The organism is Streptomyces sp. NPDC031497 (genome assembly GCF_055580905.1).
Window position 1 is genome coordinate 1 of the sequence record NZ_JBVIKO010000026.1, and the last position, 18,297, is coordinate 18,297.

Annotated in this window: 16 protein-coding genes; 4 read left to right on the forward strand and 12 right to left on the reverse strand. The window is 71.0% G+C overall.

Annotation, left to right across the window (positions count from 1 at the left end):
* The first annotated feature begins 627 nt into the window (after positions 1 to 627).
* Positions 628 to 1,674, forward strand: coding sequence for a tryptophan--tRNA ligase (trpS, locus tag ACZ5K7_RS38100; protein ID WP_468921214.1), 1,047 nt, complete (start codon positions 628 to 630; stop codon positions 1,672 to 1,674).
* Between the two features lie 52 nt (positions 1,675 to 1,726).
* On the opposite strand, the gene proC is transcribed toward trpS, so the two are convergent.
* The 7 genes from proC to ACZ5K7_RS38135 all read right to left on the reverse strand — a co-directional run bounded on the left by proC (position 1,727) and on the right by ACZ5K7_RS38135 (position 6,813).
* On the reverse strand, positions 1,727 to 2,539 hold the full coding sequence (proC, locus tag ACZ5K7_RS38105) for a pyrroline-5-carboxylate reductase (protein WP_468921216.1): 813 nt from the start codon (positions 2,537 to 2,539) through the stop codon (positions 1,727 to 1,729).
* A gap of 68 nt (positions 2,540 to 2,607) precedes the next feature.
* Complete coding sequence (locus ACZ5K7_RS38110) at positions 2,608 to 3,390, reverse strand: ABC transporter permease (protein WP_351712220.1); 783 nt, start codon at positions 3,388 to 3,390, stop codon at positions 2,608 to 2,610.
* Complete coding sequence (locus tag ACZ5K7_RS38115; protein WP_468921219.1) at positions 3,387 to 4,196, reverse strand: ABC transporter ATP-binding protein; 810 nt, start codon at positions 4,194 to 4,196, stop codon at positions 3,387 to 3,389. The genes ACZ5K7_RS38110 and ACZ5K7_RS38115 overlap by 4 nt, the downstream gene beginning before the upstream one ends.
* A gap of 448 nt (positions 4,197 to 4,644) precedes the next feature.
* Positions 4,645 to 5,442 (reverse strand): class I SAM-dependent methyltransferase, encoded by a 798-nt coding sequence (locus tag ACZ5K7_RS38120; protein ID WP_468921222.1) that lies wholly within the window; start codon positions 5,440 to 5,442, stop codon positions 4,645 to 4,647.
* A gap of 109 nt (positions 5,443 to 5,551) precedes the next feature.
* The gene (locus tag ACZ5K7_RS38125) at positions 5,552 to 6,070 is read right to left on the reverse strand and encodes an EamA/RhaT family transporter (RefSeq protein ID WP_468921224.1); all 519 of its coding nucleotides are present in this window, start codon (positions 6,068 to 6,070) and stop codon (positions 5,552 to 5,554) included.
* Between the two features lie 55 nt (positions 6,071 to 6,125).
* Positions 6,126 to 6,473: an SH3 domain-containing protein gene (locus ACZ5K7_RS38130; protein ID WP_468921227.1), complete on the reverse strand. Its 348-nt coding sequence runs from the start codon at positions 6,471 to 6,473 to the stop codon at positions 6,126 to 6,128.
* Positions 6,474 to 6,492: 19 nt separating this feature from the next.
* Entirely contained in the window at positions 6,493 to 6,813 is a 321-nt protein-coding gene (locus tag ACZ5K7_RS38135; protein ID WP_468921230.1) for an SH3 domain-containing protein, read from the reverse strand.
* Between the two features lie 181 nt (positions 6,814 to 6,994).
* Here ACZ5K7_RS38135 and ACZ5K7_RS38140 point away from each other — a divergent pair, with 181 nt between their 5' ends.
* Entirely contained in the window at positions 6,995 to 9,103 is a 2,109-nt protein-coding gene (locus ACZ5K7_RS38140) for a serine/threonine-protein kinase (RefSeq protein ID WP_468921233.1), read from the forward strand.
* Positions 9,104 to 9,172: 69 nt separating this feature from the next.
* Here the strand turns inward: ACZ5K7_RS38140 and ilvD are convergent, their stop codons facing one another.
* The 4 genes from ilvD to ACZ5K7_RS38160 all read right to left on the reverse strand — a co-directional run bounded on the left by ilvD (position 9,173) and on the right by ACZ5K7_RS38160 (position 13,647).
* Entirely contained in the window at positions 9,173 to 11,026 is a 1,854-nt protein-coding gene (gene ilvD, locus ACZ5K7_RS38145) for a dihydroxy-acid dehydratase (RefSeq protein WP_450973352.1), read from the reverse strand.
* Between the two features lie 109 nt (positions 11,027 to 11,135).
* Complete coding sequence (locus ACZ5K7_RS38150; protein WP_468921236.1) at positions 11,136 to 11,756, reverse strand: TetR/AcrR family transcriptional regulator; 621 nt, start codon at positions 11,754 to 11,756, stop codon at positions 11,136 to 11,138.
* Complete coding sequence (locus ACZ5K7_RS38155) at positions 11,753 to 12,583, reverse strand: sugar phosphate isomerase/epimerase family protein (protein WP_351712206.1); 831 nt, start codon at positions 12,581 to 12,583, stop codon at positions 11,753 to 11,755. The genes ACZ5K7_RS38150 and ACZ5K7_RS38155 overlap by 4 nt, the downstream gene beginning before the upstream one ends.
* 131 nt (positions 12,584 to 12,714) lie before the next feature.
* The gene (locus ACZ5K7_RS38160; protein WP_351712204.1) at positions 12,715 to 13,647 is read right to left on the reverse strand and encodes a Ppx/GppA family phosphatase; all 933 of its coding nucleotides are present in this window, start codon (positions 13,645 to 13,647) and stop codon (positions 12,715 to 12,717) included.
* An 84-nt stretch (positions 13,648 to 13,731) separates the two neighbouring features.
* Between ACZ5K7_RS38160 and ACZ5K7_RS38165 the strand changes: the two genes are divergently transcribed.
* Complete coding sequence (locus ACZ5K7_RS38165; RefSeq protein ID WP_351712202.1) at positions 13,732 to 14,589, forward strand: DUF3109 family protein; 858 nt, start codon at positions 13,732 to 13,734, stop codon at positions 14,587 to 14,589.
* 381 nt (positions 14,590 to 14,970) lie between these two features.
* Here the strand turns inward: ACZ5K7_RS38165 and ACZ5K7_RS38170 are convergent, their stop codons facing one another.
* The gene (locus tag ACZ5K7_RS38170) at positions 14,971 to 16,653 is read right to left on the reverse strand and encodes a BACON domain-containing protein (RefSeq protein WP_468921240.1); all 1,683 of its coding nucleotides are present in this window, start codon (positions 16,651 to 16,653) and stop codon (positions 14,971 to 14,973) included.
* Positions 16,654 to 16,863: 210 nt separating this feature from the next.
* Between ACZ5K7_RS38170 and radA the strand changes: the two genes are divergently transcribed.
* Complete coding sequence (gene radA, locus ACZ5K7_RS38175; protein ID WP_351712198.1) at positions 16,864 to 18,273, forward strand: DNA repair protein RadA; 1,410 nt, start codon at positions 16,864 to 16,866, stop codon at positions 18,271 to 18,273.
* Positions 18,274 to 18,297 lie beyond the last annotated feature (24 nt).

Here is an 18,297-nt window from a genome sequence, read left to right on the forward strand (position 1 = left end):
CCTCTCGGGCTTTCCTCCGGGCTTCCCTTCGGTCTTGCGTTTCCGACTCTATCAGACCGTTTTCCGATCCGATTTCCTCGGTGCTTTCCAGGTTTTCGCTCTCGCGTTTCCCTTTCCGGCGGTTCCGACTCTATCAGATCCTTTCGGCGTCTGATTCCCAGTCAGCGGGTGTTGCCTTCCCGGCTGTTGGGCCGTTCCGACGAGTGAGACTTTAGCGGATTCCCAGCCTCCGAGCTAATCGGGGGCCGCGTCCTTTCGAACGTGGATTCCTTCATTTCGCACATACGCGCGCCGAAGCAAAGCGACGACGGATCGCCGACTGCTGGCAGGTACTTGCGGAATGGCTGTCCGGGGACCGACCGGAGTCGGCGCTCACGTCGGACAACTCGGAGAACACTACGTAACCGGTTGGGGTGTGTCAACTCGCGGCGGGGCGACCCCCGGGGCGTATGGTGGAGGTCATGACTACGCGTACGTGCACCCAGCAGTGGTGGGCCGCCTGACGGCGGCCGCGCTCACGTACGCATTCAACGGCCGCCATCTCGGCGGCCGTTCGTGTATCTCCCTCCGGAACCTCTGAGGGTCGGCCGCTCGGGACGGCGGCTCCGACCAGGAGGTGGAGAGGGAATGACACGGGTCTTCAGCGGGATCAAGCCGACCGGGCACCTGACGCTGGGGAACTACCTGGGGGCCATGCGGCAGTGGGCTGCCGTGGACCAGCACCAGGCGGACTCCTTGTTCTGCATCGTCGATCTGCACGGGATGACCGTGGACCACGATCCGGCCCGGCTGCGCCGGCTCACCCGGCAGGCGGCGACCCTGTTGCTGGCGTCCGGGCTGGATCCGGAGCTGTGCACCGTGTTCGTACAGAGTCATGTCGACGAGCACACCCGGCTGTCGTACCTCATGGAGTGCGTGGCGACCGACGGGGAGATGCGGCGCATGATCCAGTACAAGGAGAAGGTCGCGAGCGAGGCGGTGCGCGGGCGCGGTGTGCGGCTGTCCCTGCTGACGTATCCGGCGCTGATGGCGGCCGACATCCTGGCCTACGGGGCGGACGAGGTGCCGGTCGGGGACGATCAGGCGCAGCACGTGGAGTTGACCCGGGATCTGGCGGTGCGGTTCAACCAGAGGTACGGGCACACGTTCGTGGTGCCGAAGGCGACCGTGCCGAAGGTGGCCGCGCGGGTGATGAATCTGCAGGACCCGACGTCGAAGATGGGGAAGAGCGACGACTCCGGGGCGGGCATCGTCTATCTGCTCGACGAACCGGAGGTGATCCGGAAGAAGATCATGCGGGCCGTGACGGACAGTGGGCAGGAAGTCGTCTACGACCGGGAGGAGCAGCCCGGGGTCGCGAATCTGCTGGAGATTCTCGCTGCGTGCACAGGCGGGAACCCTGAGTCACTGGCAACCGTTCACGATTCGTACGGCTCTCTGAAGCAGGCCACTGCGGATGCGGTGCTGGACCTGATCGGTCCCGTGCAGGCCAGGCACAGGGAGTTGTGTGTCGATCCGGGATATGTGGAGGAGGTGCTGCGGCATGGGGCGGAGAAGGCCCGGGCGATCGCCCGGCCGATTGTCGACACTGCCTATCGGGCGATCGGGCTGTTGCCGCCCGGTGCCTTCTCGGGAGCTGCTGCGGCGGAACCCGCGTTGAACGCCGTGCGGTAGGCGCGGGCTCAGTTCCTCTCGGTCCTGTTCTGCTCAGTCCTTCTTGTCCTTCTCAGTCCTTCTTGCCGGAGGCGAGTTGGCGGCTGCGGTCGCGGGCGGCTTCGAGGGCGGCGATGAGGGCGGCCCGTACGCCGTGGTTCTCCAGTTCGCGGATGGCGTTGATGGTGGTGCCGGCGGGCGAGGTGACGTTCTCGCGGAGCTTGACGGGGTGTTCGCCGCTGTCGCGGAGCATCACGGCGGCGCCGATCGCGGACTGGACGATGAGGTCGTGGGCCTTGTCGCGGGGCAGGCCGAGCAGGATGCCGGCGTCGGTCATGGCCTCGACCAGGTAGAAGAAGTACGCCGGTCCCGAGCCCGACAGGGCGGTGCAGGCGTCCTGCTGGGACTCGGGGACCTGGAGGGTCTTGCCGACGGCGCCGAAGATCTTCTCGGCGGTGGCCAGGTGGGCGGCGGTGGCATGGCTGCCGGCGGAGATGACGGACATCGCCTCGTCGACGAGGGCGGGGGTGTTCGTCATGACACGGACGACCGGGGTGCCGGTGGCGAGGCGCTCCTCGAAGAAGGAGGTGGGGATGCCCGCCGCGCCGCTGATGACGAGGCGGTCGGCGGGGATGTGCGGGGCGAGTTCGTCGAGGAGGGCGCCCATGTCCTGCGGTTTGACCGTGAGGATCAGGGTGTCGGCGGTCTTCGCGGCCTCGGGGTTGGTGACCGGGGTGACTCCGTAGCGGGCACGGAGCTCTTCGGCCCGTTCCGGGCGGCGGGCGGTGACCAGGAGGTCGGCGGGTGCCCAGCCGGCCCGGATCATTCCGCTGAGCAGGGCTTCGCCGATCTTGCCGGTACCGAGGACTGCGACTTTCTCACTCATACGGTTCAGTCTGACACCGGGAGTAGGAGGCGGGGGGCGGTTGTCCGCTGGGCGGACGTCGTCGGTGGCTATGCCGTGCGTCGCCTCAGGGTGGCCGCTCCCAGGGTCAGCACGAGCAGGGCGCAACCGGCGACGATCAGGATGTCCCTGAGGAAGGTGGCGGTCATGTCGGTGTGGTGGAGGACTTCGTTCATGCCGTCTACGGCATAGGACATGGGGAGGACGTCGGAGAGGGCTTCGAGGGCGGGGTGCATCTGAGAGCGGGGCGTGAAGAGGCCGCAGAGCAGGAGTTGCGGGAAGATCACCGCGGGCATGAACTGGACCGCCTGGAATTCCGAGGCCGCGAAGGCCGAGACGAAGAGACCGAGGGCCGTGCCGAGCAGGGCGTCGAGCAGGGCGACCAGGAGCAGGAGCCAGGGGGAGCCGGTGACGTCGAGGCCCAGGAACCAGACGGCAAGGCCGGTGGCGAGGGCCGACTGGATGATCGCGAGGACGCCGAAGGCGAGGGCGTAGCCGGCGATGAGGTCGGCTTTGCCGAGGGGCATGGCGAGGAGGCGTTCGAGGGTGCCGGAGGTGCGCTCGCGAAGGGTGGCGATCGAGGTCACCAGGAACATCGTGATGAGCGGGAAGATGCCGAGGAGTGAGGCGCCGATGTTGTCGAAGGTGCGCGGGCTGCCGTCGAAGACGTAGCGGAGCAGGACCAGCATCAGGCAGGGGATGAGGAGGAGCAGCGCGATCGTGCGGGGGTCGTGGCGGAGTTGGCGCAGGACGCGGGCCGCGGTGGCGGTGGTGCGGGCGAGGTTGAGGGCGCTGACGGGGGCGGTCGTGGTGGTCGCCGGCTGAGTGGTCATCGTGCGCTTTCCTTCGTGCGGGAGGTGGCGGCCGCTTCGTCGACGAGGTGCAGGAAGGCCGCCTCGACCGTGTCGGAGCCGGTGCGGGTGCGGAGGGACTGGGGCGTGTCGTCGGCGAGGATCTCGCCCTCGCGCATGAGGAGGAGGCGGTGGCAGCGCTCGGCCTCGTCCATGACGTGGGAGGAGATGAGGAGGGTGGCGCCGCGGGTGGTGGTGATGGAGTGGAAGAGCTGCCAGAGGTCGCGGCGCAGGACGGGGTCGAGGCCGACGGTGGGTTCGTCGAGGACGAGGAGTTCGGGGGTGCCGAGCAGGGCGACGGCGAGGGAGACGCGGCTGCGCTGACCGCCGGAGAGGTTGCCGGCGAGGGCGTCGGCGTGGCTGATGAGGTCGACTTCGCCGAGGACGCGTTCGACGTCGGCGCGGCGGTCGGGGGCGGGGCGGGTGGGGTCGAGGATCGAGCCGAAGTAGTCGAGGTTTTGGCGGACTGTCAGATCGTCGTAGACGGAGGGGGCTTGGGTGACGTACCCGATGCGGGTGCGGAGGGTGGGGTGGCCGGCGGGGCGGCCGAGGACGTTGAGGGTGCCGGTGACGTTGGCCTGGCTGCCGACGATGGAGCGCATCAGGGTCGACTTGCCGCAGCCGGAGGGGCCGAGGAGGCCGGTGATCTGGCCGCGGGGGACGGTGAAGTCGAGGCCGCGCAGGACGGTGCGGGGGCCACGGACGGCGGTGAGGCCGGCGGCCTGGATGGCGGGGGGCAGGACGGAGTTGCCGGGCGCCTCGGTCGGCTCCGGCGAGTAATTCACCATGTGATGAATAATCCTCGGCAAGGTAGGGAGCGTCAAGGGGACTGGGCGAGGAGGCAGTCGACGGCACGCCCTCCGTGAGGGCCGCACGGGCGCTGGGGCATGGCCGGAGTCGGTCCCTCGCCGGGACGGCTGAAGTCAGTCCGTCATCGGGACTGCTGGACTCGGCTCGTCACCGGAACACCTGGCATCAGCCCTTCGCCGGGACAGCTGGCGTCGGATCCTCCCCGGGACAGCAGGACTCGGCTCGTCACCCGGACTCCGGGCGCCAGCCCAGCACCGGGACGCCTGGCTTCCGGTCCCCACCGGGACAGCTGGCGTTGGCTCGTCGCTGGGATCGGTTGTCGTGGGAAGGGGTGGCCGCGAGGCGGGTGGGTTTGTCGTGTGGGTGCGGTGGGGCGCCGGTGGCCCGCTGCTGTGTGGGGGCGGCGGGCCGGGGTGCGTGTGTTGGTCAGGTGTTGAGGGCGACCAGGAGGAGGACGTCGTACGTCTCCTCGACCGTTTCCTCCGGGAAGACCTTCAGGAGGTGGGCGCGCTCCTCCGCGAGGAAGGCGGCGCGGCGGTCCTCGGGGGTGAGCAGGAACGCCGAGTGGCTGCCGATGTTGGCGAGGTGGGTGTCGAGGGGGACGCGGCGGCTCCAGCGGACCTCGCGGCGGGTGAAGCGGAGGCGGCCGCTGGGGTCGGCGAGGTCCGTACGGTCGGCGGTCTTGCGCCTCTCCGCTGCGGCGTCCACGCCGAAGAAGCGGCTCATCCGCTCGTTCTGCCCGGCGATCCACTCGATGTCGAGGGCGTCGGTGTTCCACCACAGCGCGAGCGCGCCGCCGGGACGCAGTACGCGCAGCGCCTCCGGCACGGAGTGGGCCGGGTCGGTCCAGTGCCAGGCCTGGGCGTAGGTGAGGAAGTCGGCGGTGTCGTCGGCGAGCGGGAGGGCGTTGCCGTTGCCGCGGACGAGCGGGACGCCGGGGAGCGTGGCCCGGAACTGCGCCGCCATGCCCTCGCCCGGCTCCACCGCGACCACGTCGGCGCCGCGCGCGTGCAGGACGGCGGTCGCGATGCCGGTGCCCGCGCCGACGTCGACCACCCGGGCACCGGTGAGGGTGCGGCCGGCCTCCTCCTCGACGGCGTCGAGGAGAGCGAGCGGGTAGGAGGGGCGGTTCGCGGCGTACTGGGCCGCGGCGGCGTTGAAGGAGTGCGCGCGGGTTGCGTGCGAGGGGGCCGGGTTCGGGGGGCGCGACTGGCTTGTGGTCATACGGCCATGGTCCCGGGGGCGGGGCGGGAGGCGACAGGGGTTTCCGATGGGCGGGCGATGTCGTACTCCGCGCGGTGCCGTACTCCGCGCGGTGCCGTACCGGACGGTGTCAGCGCTTGCGCTTCTTCTTCGACGGGTTGCCCGTGCGGCGCGTGGTGCGGCGCTCGTGTTCCTGGCGGGCGGTGTCGTACTCGGTGCGGTGGAGTCGTTCGCCGGGGGCCTCTGTCAGGGAGCGGAAGAAGTAGGCGAGGAGGGAGCCGACGAAACCGATGGCGAGGAGGCCGCGCAGGGAGGCCTGGCGTTCCGGGTCGGGGCGCTTGCCGAAGCCGTCCCAGGTGTGGCGGAAGGCGAGGGCGCTGCAGATGGCGAACATCGCGACGACCAGGACCGTGACGAAGGACCCGGTGTCGGCGAGTTGCACGCCCTGGTAGGCGAGCCGGAGGACCAGGCAGGAGGCGGCGGCGGCGGCGAGCGAACCCACGGCCACGCTGATGCGGCGGACGATGTAGCCGTCGTCATGGTTGACCCAGGACGTGCCGAAGAAACGGAGGGGCTCGGGGCGGGGGCCGCTCGGGGCCTCGCCGGTGGAGCCCGCGGGGGTGTCCGGGGTGCCTGGTTCGTCGCTCACATGACGATTATGGTGCCGGGGGCCGCGGGCTCCGGGTCGGGGTCGACGTGACCGGTCAGGCGCAGCGGTCGGCCACGTAGCCGTCGCTGCCGGTGTTGACGTAGGTGTCCGAGACGTATTCGCCGTTGTCGATGTTGTCCCAGATGTTCGACGTGCCGTAGTACCCGGACACCGTCGTACCCGGCGTCTGGCAGAAGATCGGAACCTTGGTGCCCTCGGGGAGGGTGCGGGTGATGTTGTAACTGGTGCCCGGGCCGCTGCGGACGTTCAGACGGACGCCCGGGGCGACGGAGTATGTGTTCACGGTGGCGGCCGCGCTGGCGACGGAGGCCGACCCCATGATCATGAGAAAGGCTCCGGCGGAGCCTGCGAGAAGGAGGGAAGCGCGTCTTCTGGATGTCATCCCAGTCCTCCTGGACCGGTCAGGAGCAGCGGTCGGCCACGTAACCGTCGCTGCCCGTATTGACGTAGGCGTCTGACACGAACTCGCCGTTGCTGATGTTGTCCCAGATCTTGGACGTGCCGTAGTACCCGGAGACCGTCGTACCGGGCGTCTGGCAGTAGATCGGGACTTTGGCGCCCTCGGGGAGGACGCGGGTGATGTCGTAACTGGTGCCGGGACCGCTGCGGACGTTCAGGCGGAGGCCCGGGGCGACCGAGTAGTAGCGCACGGACGCCGTCAGCGTCGTGACGGCCTCCTCCTCACCGCTGCTCTCGGCTTCCTGCGCGTGATCAACAGACATGTAGAACTCCCCCCACCGGTCCCATGAGTGCCATGGAGTCCCGTTGATTCCCCCGGATCGAGCCACGAAACACATGTGCGCAACTCGCACGCGGAGGCTAGCAAGCCGCCTCTGTATCGCACGAGTCATCGACTAGGCTCCGTGCGTCGCGCGCCGCGAGGAACAGCACGGGGGTGATCCCATGACGCCACAGCGCAACACCGGAGCGGGCGCGGAAGCGGAACTTCCCGAGTACGCCGGGCACTACCGCCTGGAGTCCTGCCTGGGTTCGGGCGGCATGGGCGTGGTGCACCTGGCCCGCAGCACCTCGGGGCTAAAGCTCGCCGTGAAGGTCGTGCACGCCGAGTTCTCCAAGGACCGTGAGTTCAGGGGCCGTTTCCGGCAGGAGGTGGCCGCCGCGCGCAAGGTCAGCGGCGCCTTCACCGCACCCGTCGTGGACGCCGATCCCGAGGCCGAACGGCCCTGGATGGCCACCCTTTTCATCCCCGGCCCCACTCTGGCCGAGCACGTGAAGCGGAACGGCCCGATGCCCTCTGCCCAGTTGCGTCGGCTGATGGCTGGGCTCGCGGAGGCGCTGCGCGACATTCACAGGGTCGGGGTGGTGCACCGGGATCTCAAGCCGAGCAACGTGCTGCTCGCCGAGGATGGCCCGAAGGTCATCGACTTCGGCATTTCCCGGCCAAAGGACAGCGAACTGCGGACCGAGACCGGCAAGTTGATCGGTACGCCGCCGTTCATGGCGCCGGAGCAGTTCCGGCGGCCGCGTGAGGTCGGGCCGGCCGCCGACATCTTCGCGCTCGGGTCGGTACTGGTGCACGCGGCGACCGGGCGTGGGCCGTTCGACTCCGACAGTCCATACGTCGTCGCCTACCAGGTTGTGCATGACGAGCCCGACCTCACCGACGTGCCGGAGGAACTCGCTCCGTTGGTGCTGCGCTGCCTCGCCAAGGAGCCCGAGGACCGGCCGACGCCCGACGAATTGATGCGGGTCCTGAGGTCGTTGGCGGCCTCGTACGATACGCAGGCGTTCATACCGGCACAGCGGACCAGTGCCACCGGCGACAGCAGTGACATGCCGGAGCCGAAGGAGAAGGAGCCGGAGCGGCGGCGCTGGCCACGCCTCAGCAGGCGGGTCGCCTCGGCCACGGGTGCTGTCGTGCTCGTGCTGGGCGGGGCCGCGGCCTTCGTCCAGTGGGGGGCCGGGAGCGGTCCGGAGCAGCGGGAGAGCAACCCGAGAACCACTGCCGCCGCTTTCGCCGCCTGGCAGGCTAACCCGGTCACCAAGGGCGCGGCCACGCCCCAATGTGCCACCGGTGACGGGAAGTTGTTTTGCACGGAGACGTCTGTGGCCCTCGCCCTGGACCCGGTAACGGGCGCCGTGCTCTGGCGGCACTCCGTCACCGACGCCCACTGGAACAGGCCCCCGGTCCTCTCCGGCGGCCTCGTGCAACTCGTCACGGACGAGGCCCGGCATGTGACGGCGCTCGATCCGGACTCGGGCAGGAGCCGATGGCAGCGGGCCCTGCCCAAGAACAAAGGGATGAAGTACGCCGGCGACATGCTTCTGCTCGCGCGCGCGGACGGCACGGTCACCGGGGTGGACAGCGCGACTGGCACCAGCAAGTGGAGCCGGCCCACAGGGGGGCACGGCACACCGCGGATCGACTTCTTCCCCTCGGATCCGTCGTCGGCGTATGTGACGAGTTCGTCCGCTGACGGGGGCAGCACCCGGGTGACCGCCGTGGACCCGGCTACCGGAGACGTACGGTGGGACACGCCTTTGCATGGTCTGCTACGGCCGGTCGGCGCGCAGGACGGGACGGTCTTCCTGCTGGCCGCTGATCCGGTGTACGGCGACACCGATGCGGTGGTCCGCTACACGCCGGGATCCGGAACCACCCGCCGGGTCAAGCTGCCCGTACCGCGTGCGGACGCGCAGGCCGGCGTGCACGACGGCGTGGTCTACCTGCTGGCCGCCACCGGGTCTCTGGACGCCGTCGACTTGGACGCAGGCAAGCGGACATGGCACCTGGAGACTGCGGTGAGCCGGGGCTCGGCGCCCGTCGCCGACGACCGGCACGTGTACTTCTCAGCCGCCGACGGACGGCTCATGGCCGTGGACACGCATGACGGGAAGGTCGCCGGACAGACCTCGCCCCGCTTCGGAACGGCCTCGGGCGGGGTCACCGCCGCGCTGCCCGCCCCCCTGATCCTCGACACCCACGTCTACGCCACCGCCCCCGACGGCACCGTCTTCGCCGTGGACGCGGGGGATCCCGCCGTCTGGTGATGGCGTACGGCGGAAGGGGCCGCCCCCTTGTGGGAGGCGACCCCTGTCGCATCTGTCACCTGCCCGGCGTCAGCCGAGCTTGCTCACGTCGCGCACCGCGCCGCGGTCCGCGCTGGTGGCCATCGCCGCGTAGGCCCTCAGGGCCGCCGAGACCTTGCGCTCGCGGTTCTTCGGGGCGTACACGCCGTTCAGGGCCTGCTCGCGACGGGCCAGCTCGGCCTCGTCGACGAGGAGTTCGATGGTGCGGTTCGGGATGTCGATACGGATGCGGTCGCCGTTCTCGACGAGGGCGATGGTGCCGCCCGAGGCCGCCTCCGGGGAGGCGTGGCCGATCGACAGACCCGACGTGCCGCCGGAGAAACGGCCGTCCGTGATCAGCGCGCAGGTCTTGCCGAGGCCGCGGCCCTTGAGGAAGGACGTCGGGTAGAGCATCTCCTGCATGCCGGGGCCGCCCTTGGGGCCCTCGTAGCGGATGACGACCACGTCGCCGTGCGTGACCTGCTTGTTGAGGATCTTCTCGACGGCCTCTTCCTGCGACTCGCAGACGACCGCCGGGCCCTCGAAGGTCCAGATCGACTCGTCGACGCCGGCCGTCTTCACCACGCAGCCGTCCACGGCGAGGTTGCCCTTGAGGACCGCGAGGCCGCCGTCCTTGGAGTACGCGTGCTCGACGCTGCGGATGCAGCCCTCCGCCGCGTCCTCGTCGAGGGCCTCCCAGCGCTCGGACTGGGAGAAGGCCTCGGAGGAGCGGACGCAGCCCGGGGCCGCGTGCCACAGTTCCACCGCTTCGGGAGAGGGGGAGCCGCCGCGCACGTCCCAGGTCTTCAGCCAGTCCGACAGGGACGGGCTGTGCACGGAGTGGACGTCCTCGTTGAGGAGACCGCCGCGGTGCAGTTCGCCGAGGAGGGCGGGGATGCCGCCGGCCCGGTGCACGTCCTCCATGTAGTACGTGCGGGTCTTCGCGACGTTCGGCGCGACCTTGGCCAGGCAGGGCACCCGGCGCGAGACCTCGTTGATCTCCTCCAGGCCGAAGGAGACGCCCGCCTCCTGGGCGGCGGCCAGCAGGTGCAGGATCGTGTTGGTGGAGCCGCCCATCGCGATGTCGAGGGCCATCGCGTTCTCGAACGCGGCGAAGGTCGCGACGTTGCGGGGCAGGACCGTGTCGTCGTCCTGCTCGTAGAAGCGGCGGGTGATGTCCATGACCGTGCGGGCCGCGTTGACGTACAGCTGCTTACGGGCCGTGTGGGTGGCCAGGACCGAGCCGTTGCCGGGGAGGGAGAGACCGATGGCCTCGGTCAGGCAGTTCATCGAGTTGGCGGTGAACATGCCCGAGCAGGAGCCGCAGGTCGGACAGGCGTTCTCCTCGATCTTGAGGACGTCCTCGTCGGAGATGTTCTCGTTGGCCGCGTCGACCATCGCGTCGATCAGGTCGAGGGTGCGGACCGTGCCGTCGACGAGGGTGGCGCGGCCGGCCTCCATGGGGCCGCCGGAGACGAAGACCGTAGGGATGTTGAGCCGCAGCGCGGCCATCAGCATGCCCGGCGTGATCTTGTCGCAGTTGGAGATGCAGACCAGGGCGTCGGCGCAGTGTGCCTCGACCATGTACTCGACCGAGTCCGCGATCAGGTCGCGGGACGGGAGGGAGTACAGCATGCCGCCGTGGCCCATGGCGATGCCGTCGTCCACGGCGATCGTGTTGAACTCGCGCGGGATGCCGCCCGCCTCCTTGATCGCCTCGCTGACGATCCGGCCGACCGGCTGGAGGTGGGTGTGGCCCGGCACGAACTCCGTGAAGCTGTTGGCGACCGCGATGATCGGCTTGCGGCCGATGTCCGCGCCCGGTACACCGGAGGCGCGCATAAGGGCGCGGGCGCCCGCCATGTTGCGGCCGTGGGTGACTGTGCGGGACCTCAGCTCGGGCATCGTGGCTCGCTCCTTCAGACAGATAGGGCTGTCATCGAGCGTACGCCCGTTGCCCAGGCCTCGGGACGATGTGTCCGGAATGCGGGACGGGTGTCTCGTCGCGCCGGTCCTACGGCCCGGTCAGATGCCCCTGAACCACCGGCGCCACCCGCGCCACGATCTGCTCCAGATCCGCCGACGCCAGCGGCTCCACCTTGATCACGTACCGCAGCATCGCGCACCCCACCAGCTGCGCGGCCGCCAGTTCGGCGCGCAGTTCCCCGTCCGGGAGATCCAGCTGCTCGGCGATCCGGCGCAGCAGCTGGGCGGCGATCAGCCGGCGGAACACGGCGGCGGCCGTGTCGTTGTTCACGGCCGAGCGGAGGATCGCCAGCAGGGGCGTACGGCTGGTGGGGTTCTCCCAGATGCCGAAGATGAAGCGGGTCAGGCGCTCGCCGACGCCGTCCAGCGGGCCGTCGGCGATCGCGACGGGGGCGTTCAGCGCGGGGGCGAAGGCGATCGAGATGGCGGCCTCGAAGATCTGCTCCTTGGTGCCGAAGTAGTGGTGGACGAGGGCCGAGTCGACGCCGGCGGCCTTGGCGATACCGCGGACGGACGTCTTGTCGTACCCGCGTTCGGAGAACTCCTCGCGGGCGGCGACGAGGATACGGTCCCGGGTGTCCGCCGACTCGGTGCGCGGGGGACGGCCGCGACGGCGGACGCCGGTGCCACCGCTTTCGGTACCGGTCACCGGCGGGGCACCTTCACCGCCGAGGCCAGGTGCAGGCGGGTGAAGGCCAGGGCCTCCGCGAGGTCGGCCTCGCGCTCGGCGCCGGACATCGCGCGCCGGGTGTTGACCTCGATGACGACATGCCCGTCGAAGCCGGTGACCGCGAGGCGCTCCAGGAGTTCGGCGCAGGGCTGGGTGCCGCGGCCGGGCACCAGGTGCTCGTCCTTGGCGGAGCCGCGGCCGTCGGCGAGGTGGACATGGCCGAGCCGGCCGCCCATCCGGTCGAGCATGGCGAGCGCGTCCGTCCGCGAGGTCGCGGCATGGCTGAGGTCGATCGTGAAGTGCCGGTAGTCGTCCTTGGTGACGTCCCAGTCGGGGGCGTACGCCAGCATCTCGCGGTCGCGATAGCGCCAGGGGTACATGTTCTCCACCGCGAATCGGACGTCCGTCTCGTTCGCCATGCGCCAGATCCCCTCGACGAAGTCGCGGGCGTACTGGCGCTGCCAGCGGAACGGCGGGTGCACCACGACCGTGCTCGCGCCCAGCTTCTCGGCGGCGGCCCGGGCCCGCTGGAGCTTGACCCAGGGGTCGGTGGACCAGACCCGCTGGGTGATCAGCAGGCAGGGGGCGTGGACGGCGAGGATCGGGATGCGGTGGTAGTCGCTCAGCCTGCGCAGGGCCTCGATGTCCTGGCTGACCGGGTCGGTCCACACCATGACCTCGACACCGTCGTAGCCGAGGCGCGCGGCGATCTCGAAGGCCGTCGCCGTCGACTCCGGATAGACGGAGGCCGTGGAGAGCGCGACCTTCGCATCCGGGATGCGGACGACGTCCCTTGGTTTTGCCACGAGGGACAGGTTACGGGGTGGGGTTGGGTGGGAGCGGGGCTTGTCTTCGCCGGTGTGACGATCGTCGCGTCGGGGGTGGGGCCGGGCACCTGCTCGCCGTCGCGGGTCGCCCGCGCCCCCCGAGGGAGTGCCTACGCCGAACCCATGTGATCGAGTCGCCGCAGGATCACGCCCTCCCGCAGCGCCCACGGGCACACCTCCACCGTCTCCACCCCGAACAGGTCCATCGCGGCCTCCGCCACCAGCGCGCCCGCCACCAGCTGGCCCGAGCGGCCCTCGGAGACCCCGGGGAGTGCGCCGCGCTGGGCCGTGTTCATGGCCGCCAGCCGCGGGACCCAGGTCTCCAGGGAGCTGCGCTTGAGTTCGCGCTGGACGTAGAGGCCGTCGGCGGAGCGGGCCGCGCCGGCGATACGGGCCAGCTGCTTGAAGGTCTTGGAGGTGGCGACCACGTGGTCGGGGGCGCCGAAGCGGCTGAACTCGCCGACCGTGCGCGCGATCTCGGCGCGTACATGGCGGCGCAGCGCCCGTATGTCGTCCGAGGCCGGCGGGTCGCCGGGGAGCCAGCCGGCGGTGAGCCGGCCGGCGCCGAGCGGCAGCGATACGGCCGTGTCCGGCTCCTCGTCGATGCCGTACGCGATCTCCAGGGAGCCGCCCCCGATGTCTAGGACCAGCAGCTTTCCGGCCGACCAGCCGAACCAGCGGCGTACCGCGAGGAAGGTCAGCCGGGCCTCCTCGGCGCCGGTCAGGACCTGGAGCTCGACGCCGGTCTCGGCCTTCACGCGGCCGAGGACGTCATCGGCGTTGCTGGCCTCGCGCACGGCGGAGGTGGCGAACGGCAGCAGTTCCTCGACGCCCTTGTCCTCCGCGGCCTGCAGGGCCCCATGGATGACACCGATCAGTTTCTCGACCCCGTCGGGACCGATCGCGCCGTTGCCGTCGAGGAGTTGGGCAAGGCGCAACTCCGCCTTGTGCGAGTGCGCGGGCAGCGGGCGTGCGCCGGGGTGCGCGTCCACCACCAGCAGATGCACCGTGTTAGATCCCACGTCGAGGACACCGAGTCTCATGTACGGAACGCTACTGCCAGGTGGCCGGGAACCCATCCTTGGAGGGCGTCCCCGAAGCGGCCTCGCGCGACTTACCCTGTACAGGTGCCAAAGACGAAAAAGACGAAGGACCACAAGGGCGCCAAATCCGCCGACGGTTCTTCTCGGGCGAAGCCACCGAAGAAGTCGAAGACGTCACAGCGGCCTCCGGCAGGGGACGAGAAGGGCCTGGACTTCGCGCGCGCATGGGTGGAGTTCCCGGATCCGGCGGACGACGAGCAGGTGTTCCGCTGTGATCTGACCTGGCTGACCTCGCGCTGGAACTGCATCTTCGGCAGCGGCTGCCAGGGCATCCAGGCGGGCCGCGCGGACGACGGCTGCTGCACGCTGGGCGCGCACTTCTCCGACGAGGACGACGAGAAGCGGGTCGCCGGTCATGTGTCGAGGCTCACGCCGGACATCTGGCAGCACCACGACGAGGGCACGCGGAACGGCTGGGTCTCGGAGGACGACGAGGGCTCCCGCCAGACCCGCCCGTTCAACGGCTCGTGCATCTTCCAGAACCGCCCCGGTTTCGCGGGCGGCGCGGGCTGCTCGCTGCACATCCTGGCGCTGCGGGAGGGCCGCGAACCGCTGGAGACCAAGCCGGACGTCTGCTGGCAGCTCCCGATCCGCCGCACGTACGACTGGATCGACCGCCCCGACGACACGCGCGTCCTCCAGATCTCGATCGGCGAGTACGACCGCAGGGGCTGGGGTCCGGGCGGCCACGACCTGCACTGGTGGTGCACCTCGGCGACCTCGGCACACGGCGCCGGCGACCCGGTCTACATCTCCTACCGCCCGGAACTGACCGAACTGATGGGCAAGGCCGGCTACGACCGCCTGGCGGAACTGTGCGAGGAACGCCTGTCGTCGCAGCTCCCACTGCTGGCCCCGCATCCGGCGGATCCGGCGACCTGAGGCGTCTTTCGGGGGGGGAGAGCAGAGCCGCCCCGCTGACACCGACGACAGCGCCCCGCTCGGGGAGAACGGGGAGAGCAGACCCACTGCACTGGCGCCCATCGAGGCACCCCGACAGGAACACCGGGAACTGCCCGACACCCACCGAGGTGCCCCGTCAGAGACGCCGGGAACTACCCGACGCCCACCCAGGCACCCCGTCAGCGACGCCGGGAACTGCCCGACGCCCACCCAGGCACCCCGTCAGAGACGCCGGGAACTGCCCGACGCCCACCGAGGTGCCCCGTCAGGGGCGCGGGGCTGTATCGATATGCGGCTTCGCCGCGTGGGCGCGGCCAGCCACAGCGGCGCCGCGCTCGCCGACGCACCGCAGCCCACCCCTCACGGACTCGCCGACGCCCCCGCGCTCTCGCTCTCCGTCGGCGAAGCCGACCCCGTCGGACCGGGCGTATCCGATTCGGTCGGCGTCGGCGTGGACGTCGGCTCGCTCGGCGAAGCCGTCGGTGTCGGCTCGGCGGAAGCCGACCCGGTCACCGTCGGCGTCGGCCGCCCCGGAGGCGTCGGCCCCCTCCGCACCGGCGGAGCCATCCCGTACCCGTCGATCGACACCACCGCCCCCGCCGGCGCCACCGCCACCCGCGCGCTCCAGTGCCCGGCCGGCTCCCGCAGATGATCGACGTACACCTTGATCGTGAACGACTCGCCCGGCCGGAGCGTTCCCGAGGGCCGCGAGAAGTACAGCCACCCCGCCGAGGTGGACACCGACCACCGCACCGGCGCGTCCCCGGCCGCCGCCAGCGTGATCAGCGTCGTGTCACCGTCGTTCGCGGCCGTCACCGCGAGGCGCCCCGTACCCGCCTTCGTCCGGTCGCCGCCCACGACGCTGACCACCTCCACCGAGACGTCGGCCTTGCCGTCCTTCCCGATCCGCGGCCCGGGTCTGGTGCTGGCGTTTCCGGCGTTCTCGTAGCCCCCGGCCGCGTCACCGCCCAGGGCGTCGGGGCCGGAGGCCTCGCGCGCGGTCGCGGACGGGCCCTCGTGGCCGTCCGCCGCCGGCGAGCCCCGGTAGGCGGCCCACAGGGCCAGCACCGGCGCGGCCACCACCGTGGCGACGACGGTTGTCGTGACGGCACGCGCGCGTAGCCGGTCGCGGCGGGCCGCGCGGTCCTTGGGGTCCATCGGGAAACCGCGCCGGTCGAAACGCGGAACGGCGGCGCCACGCGCGCGCGTGGGGTGCGCCATGGCCATGTGCAGGGCCGACCGGGGTGCCTCCAGGACCGGCAGCTCGGCGGGGGTGGTGATCGTGCCGGGCCACCGCCCGGGGGCCGCGCGTTCGGCGGTACGGCGGCAGCGCGGGCAGTCGTCGACGTGCCGGACCAGCTCGCGGCGCAGGGCGCTGCTGAGCACCAGCTCGCTGTCCCCGGTGAGGTGGGAGACGCTGGGGCAGCCGCCGGTCTCGACGACGGCGAGCGCCGCGCGGGTGCGTTCCACCTCGCAGGCGGCGGAGGCGAGCAGTTCGCGGGCGCCGGCCGGGTCCATGCCGAGGACGGCGGCGACCTCGTGGGCGGCGAGGTGGTGGCGTACGGCGAGTTCGAGCGCCTCGCGCTGCTCCGGGGTGGTGCCGGCGGCCTCGGGCCAGGCGAGCAGGGCGAGTTCGCGGCGCCGCTGCTCCTCGGTCTCGGCGGCGACCAGCGGTTCGGGGGCGATGTGCCGCCCCGCCGCATGGGTGGCCTGACGTTTCTGCTTGGCCTCGGCCAGCCCGCGCAGACAGGCCCAGCGGGCCAGCGCGTACAGCCAGGCCCGGCGGTCCTTGGCGGCCTCCGGGACGCGCTGGCCGCGCCGCTCGGCGAGGGCGAGGACGTCCCCGAGGGCGGTGGTGGCCGCGTCGTGGTCGCACAGCACGGAGAGGCAGTACGTGAACAGCCCGTCCAGGTACGGCTCGTAGCGCGCCGACGGCCACTGCGCCAGCGCGCGCGCCGCCGTCCGGTCGCGCGCTGCGCGCGCTCCCCGGTGCGCCCGGTGCGCGCCGGTCATGCGGGTCGAGGTTTCCGGGCTGCTGCTCATCACCCGTGCGACCGTAGGCGGCGGCGTAACGTCTCTTCTTGCGCCTTGAGCACTTTTAATCCGTACGGGTGAAACGATCCCTCATAAGGGGACAGGAACCCGATATTCCTCGGCTCGTTCCCGATGAGACCTGGCCGGGACCCCTCCACCCACATCCGTCACGGGCGCCACCGTGGGCCCGCTGTCAGTGGCGGGGGCTACGGTTTCCGCATGGCTGCCCGTACCAAGACCGCGAAAGACCGTCCGTCGTACCGCTGCACCGAGTGCGGCTGGCAGACGGCCAAGTGGCTCGGCCGCTGCCCCGAGTGCCAGGCCTGGGGGACGGTCGAGGAGTACGGCACGCCCGCGGTCCGCACGACGGCACCCGGCCGGGTCACCACCTCCGCCGTGCCCATCGGCGAGGTCGACGGCCGCCAGGCCACCGCGCGGACGACCGGCGTGCCCGAGCTGGACCGGGTGCTCGGCGGCGGCCTGGTCCCCGGCGCGGTCGTCCTGCTGGCCGGCGAGCCCGGCGTCGGCAAGTCCACCCTCCTGCTCGACGTGGCGGCCAAGGCGGCCAGCGACCAGCACCGCACGCTCTACGTCACCGGCGAGGAGTCCGCGAGCCAGGTCCGGCTGCGCGCCGACCGCATCGGCGCCATCGACGACCACCTCTATCTCGCCGCCGAGACCGATCTGGCCGCCGTCCTCGGCCACTTGGACGCGGTGAAGCCGTCGCTGCTGATCCTGGACTCCGTGCAGACGGTCGCGTCCCCCGAGATCGACGGCGCGCCCGGCGGCATGGCCCAGGTGCGGGAGGTGGCCGGAGCGCTCATCCGCGCCTCCAAGGACCGGGGCATGTCCACCCTCCTGGTGGGCCACGTCACCAAGGACGGCGCGATCGCTGGTCCCCGCCTCCTCGAACACCTCGTGGACGTCGTGCTGCACTTCGAGGGCGACCGGCACGCGCGCCTGCGGCTCGTCAGGGGCGTCAAGAACCGCTACGGCACCACGGACGAGGTCGGCTGCTTCGAACTGCACGACGAGGGCATCACGGGCCTCACCGACCCGAGCGGACTTTTCCTGACACGACGTGACGAACCGGTCCCGGGTACCTGTCTGACGGTGACCCTGGAGGGTCGCCGCCCGCTGGTCGCCGAGGTCCAGGCGCTGACCGTGGAATCCCAGATCCCCTCCCCGCGCCGCACCACCTCCGGCCTGGAGACCTCCCGGGTCTCGATGATGCTGGCGGTGCTGGAGCAGCGCGGGCGGATCAGCGCGCTCGGCAAGCGGGACATCTACTCCGCGACCGTGGGCGGAGTGAAGCTCTCCGAGCCCGCGGCCGACCTGGCGATCGCCCTCGCCCTGGCCTCCGCCGCGAGCGACACCCCGCTCCCCAAGAACCTGGTCGCCATCGGCGAGGTCGGCCTCGCGGGCGAGGTCAGACGGGTCACCGGGGTCCAGCGCAGGCTCGCGGAGGCGCACCGCCTGGGCTTCACGCACGCGCTCGTACCGGGCGATCCCGGGAAGATCCCGGCGGGCATGAAGGTCCTGGAAGTCGCCGACATGGGAGACGCGCTGCGGGTACTGCCGCGCTCCCGTCCCCGAGAGGCCCCACGGGAGGCGGAGCAGCGCCGGTAGACTTTGCCCTGGTCTCGCCCGTCC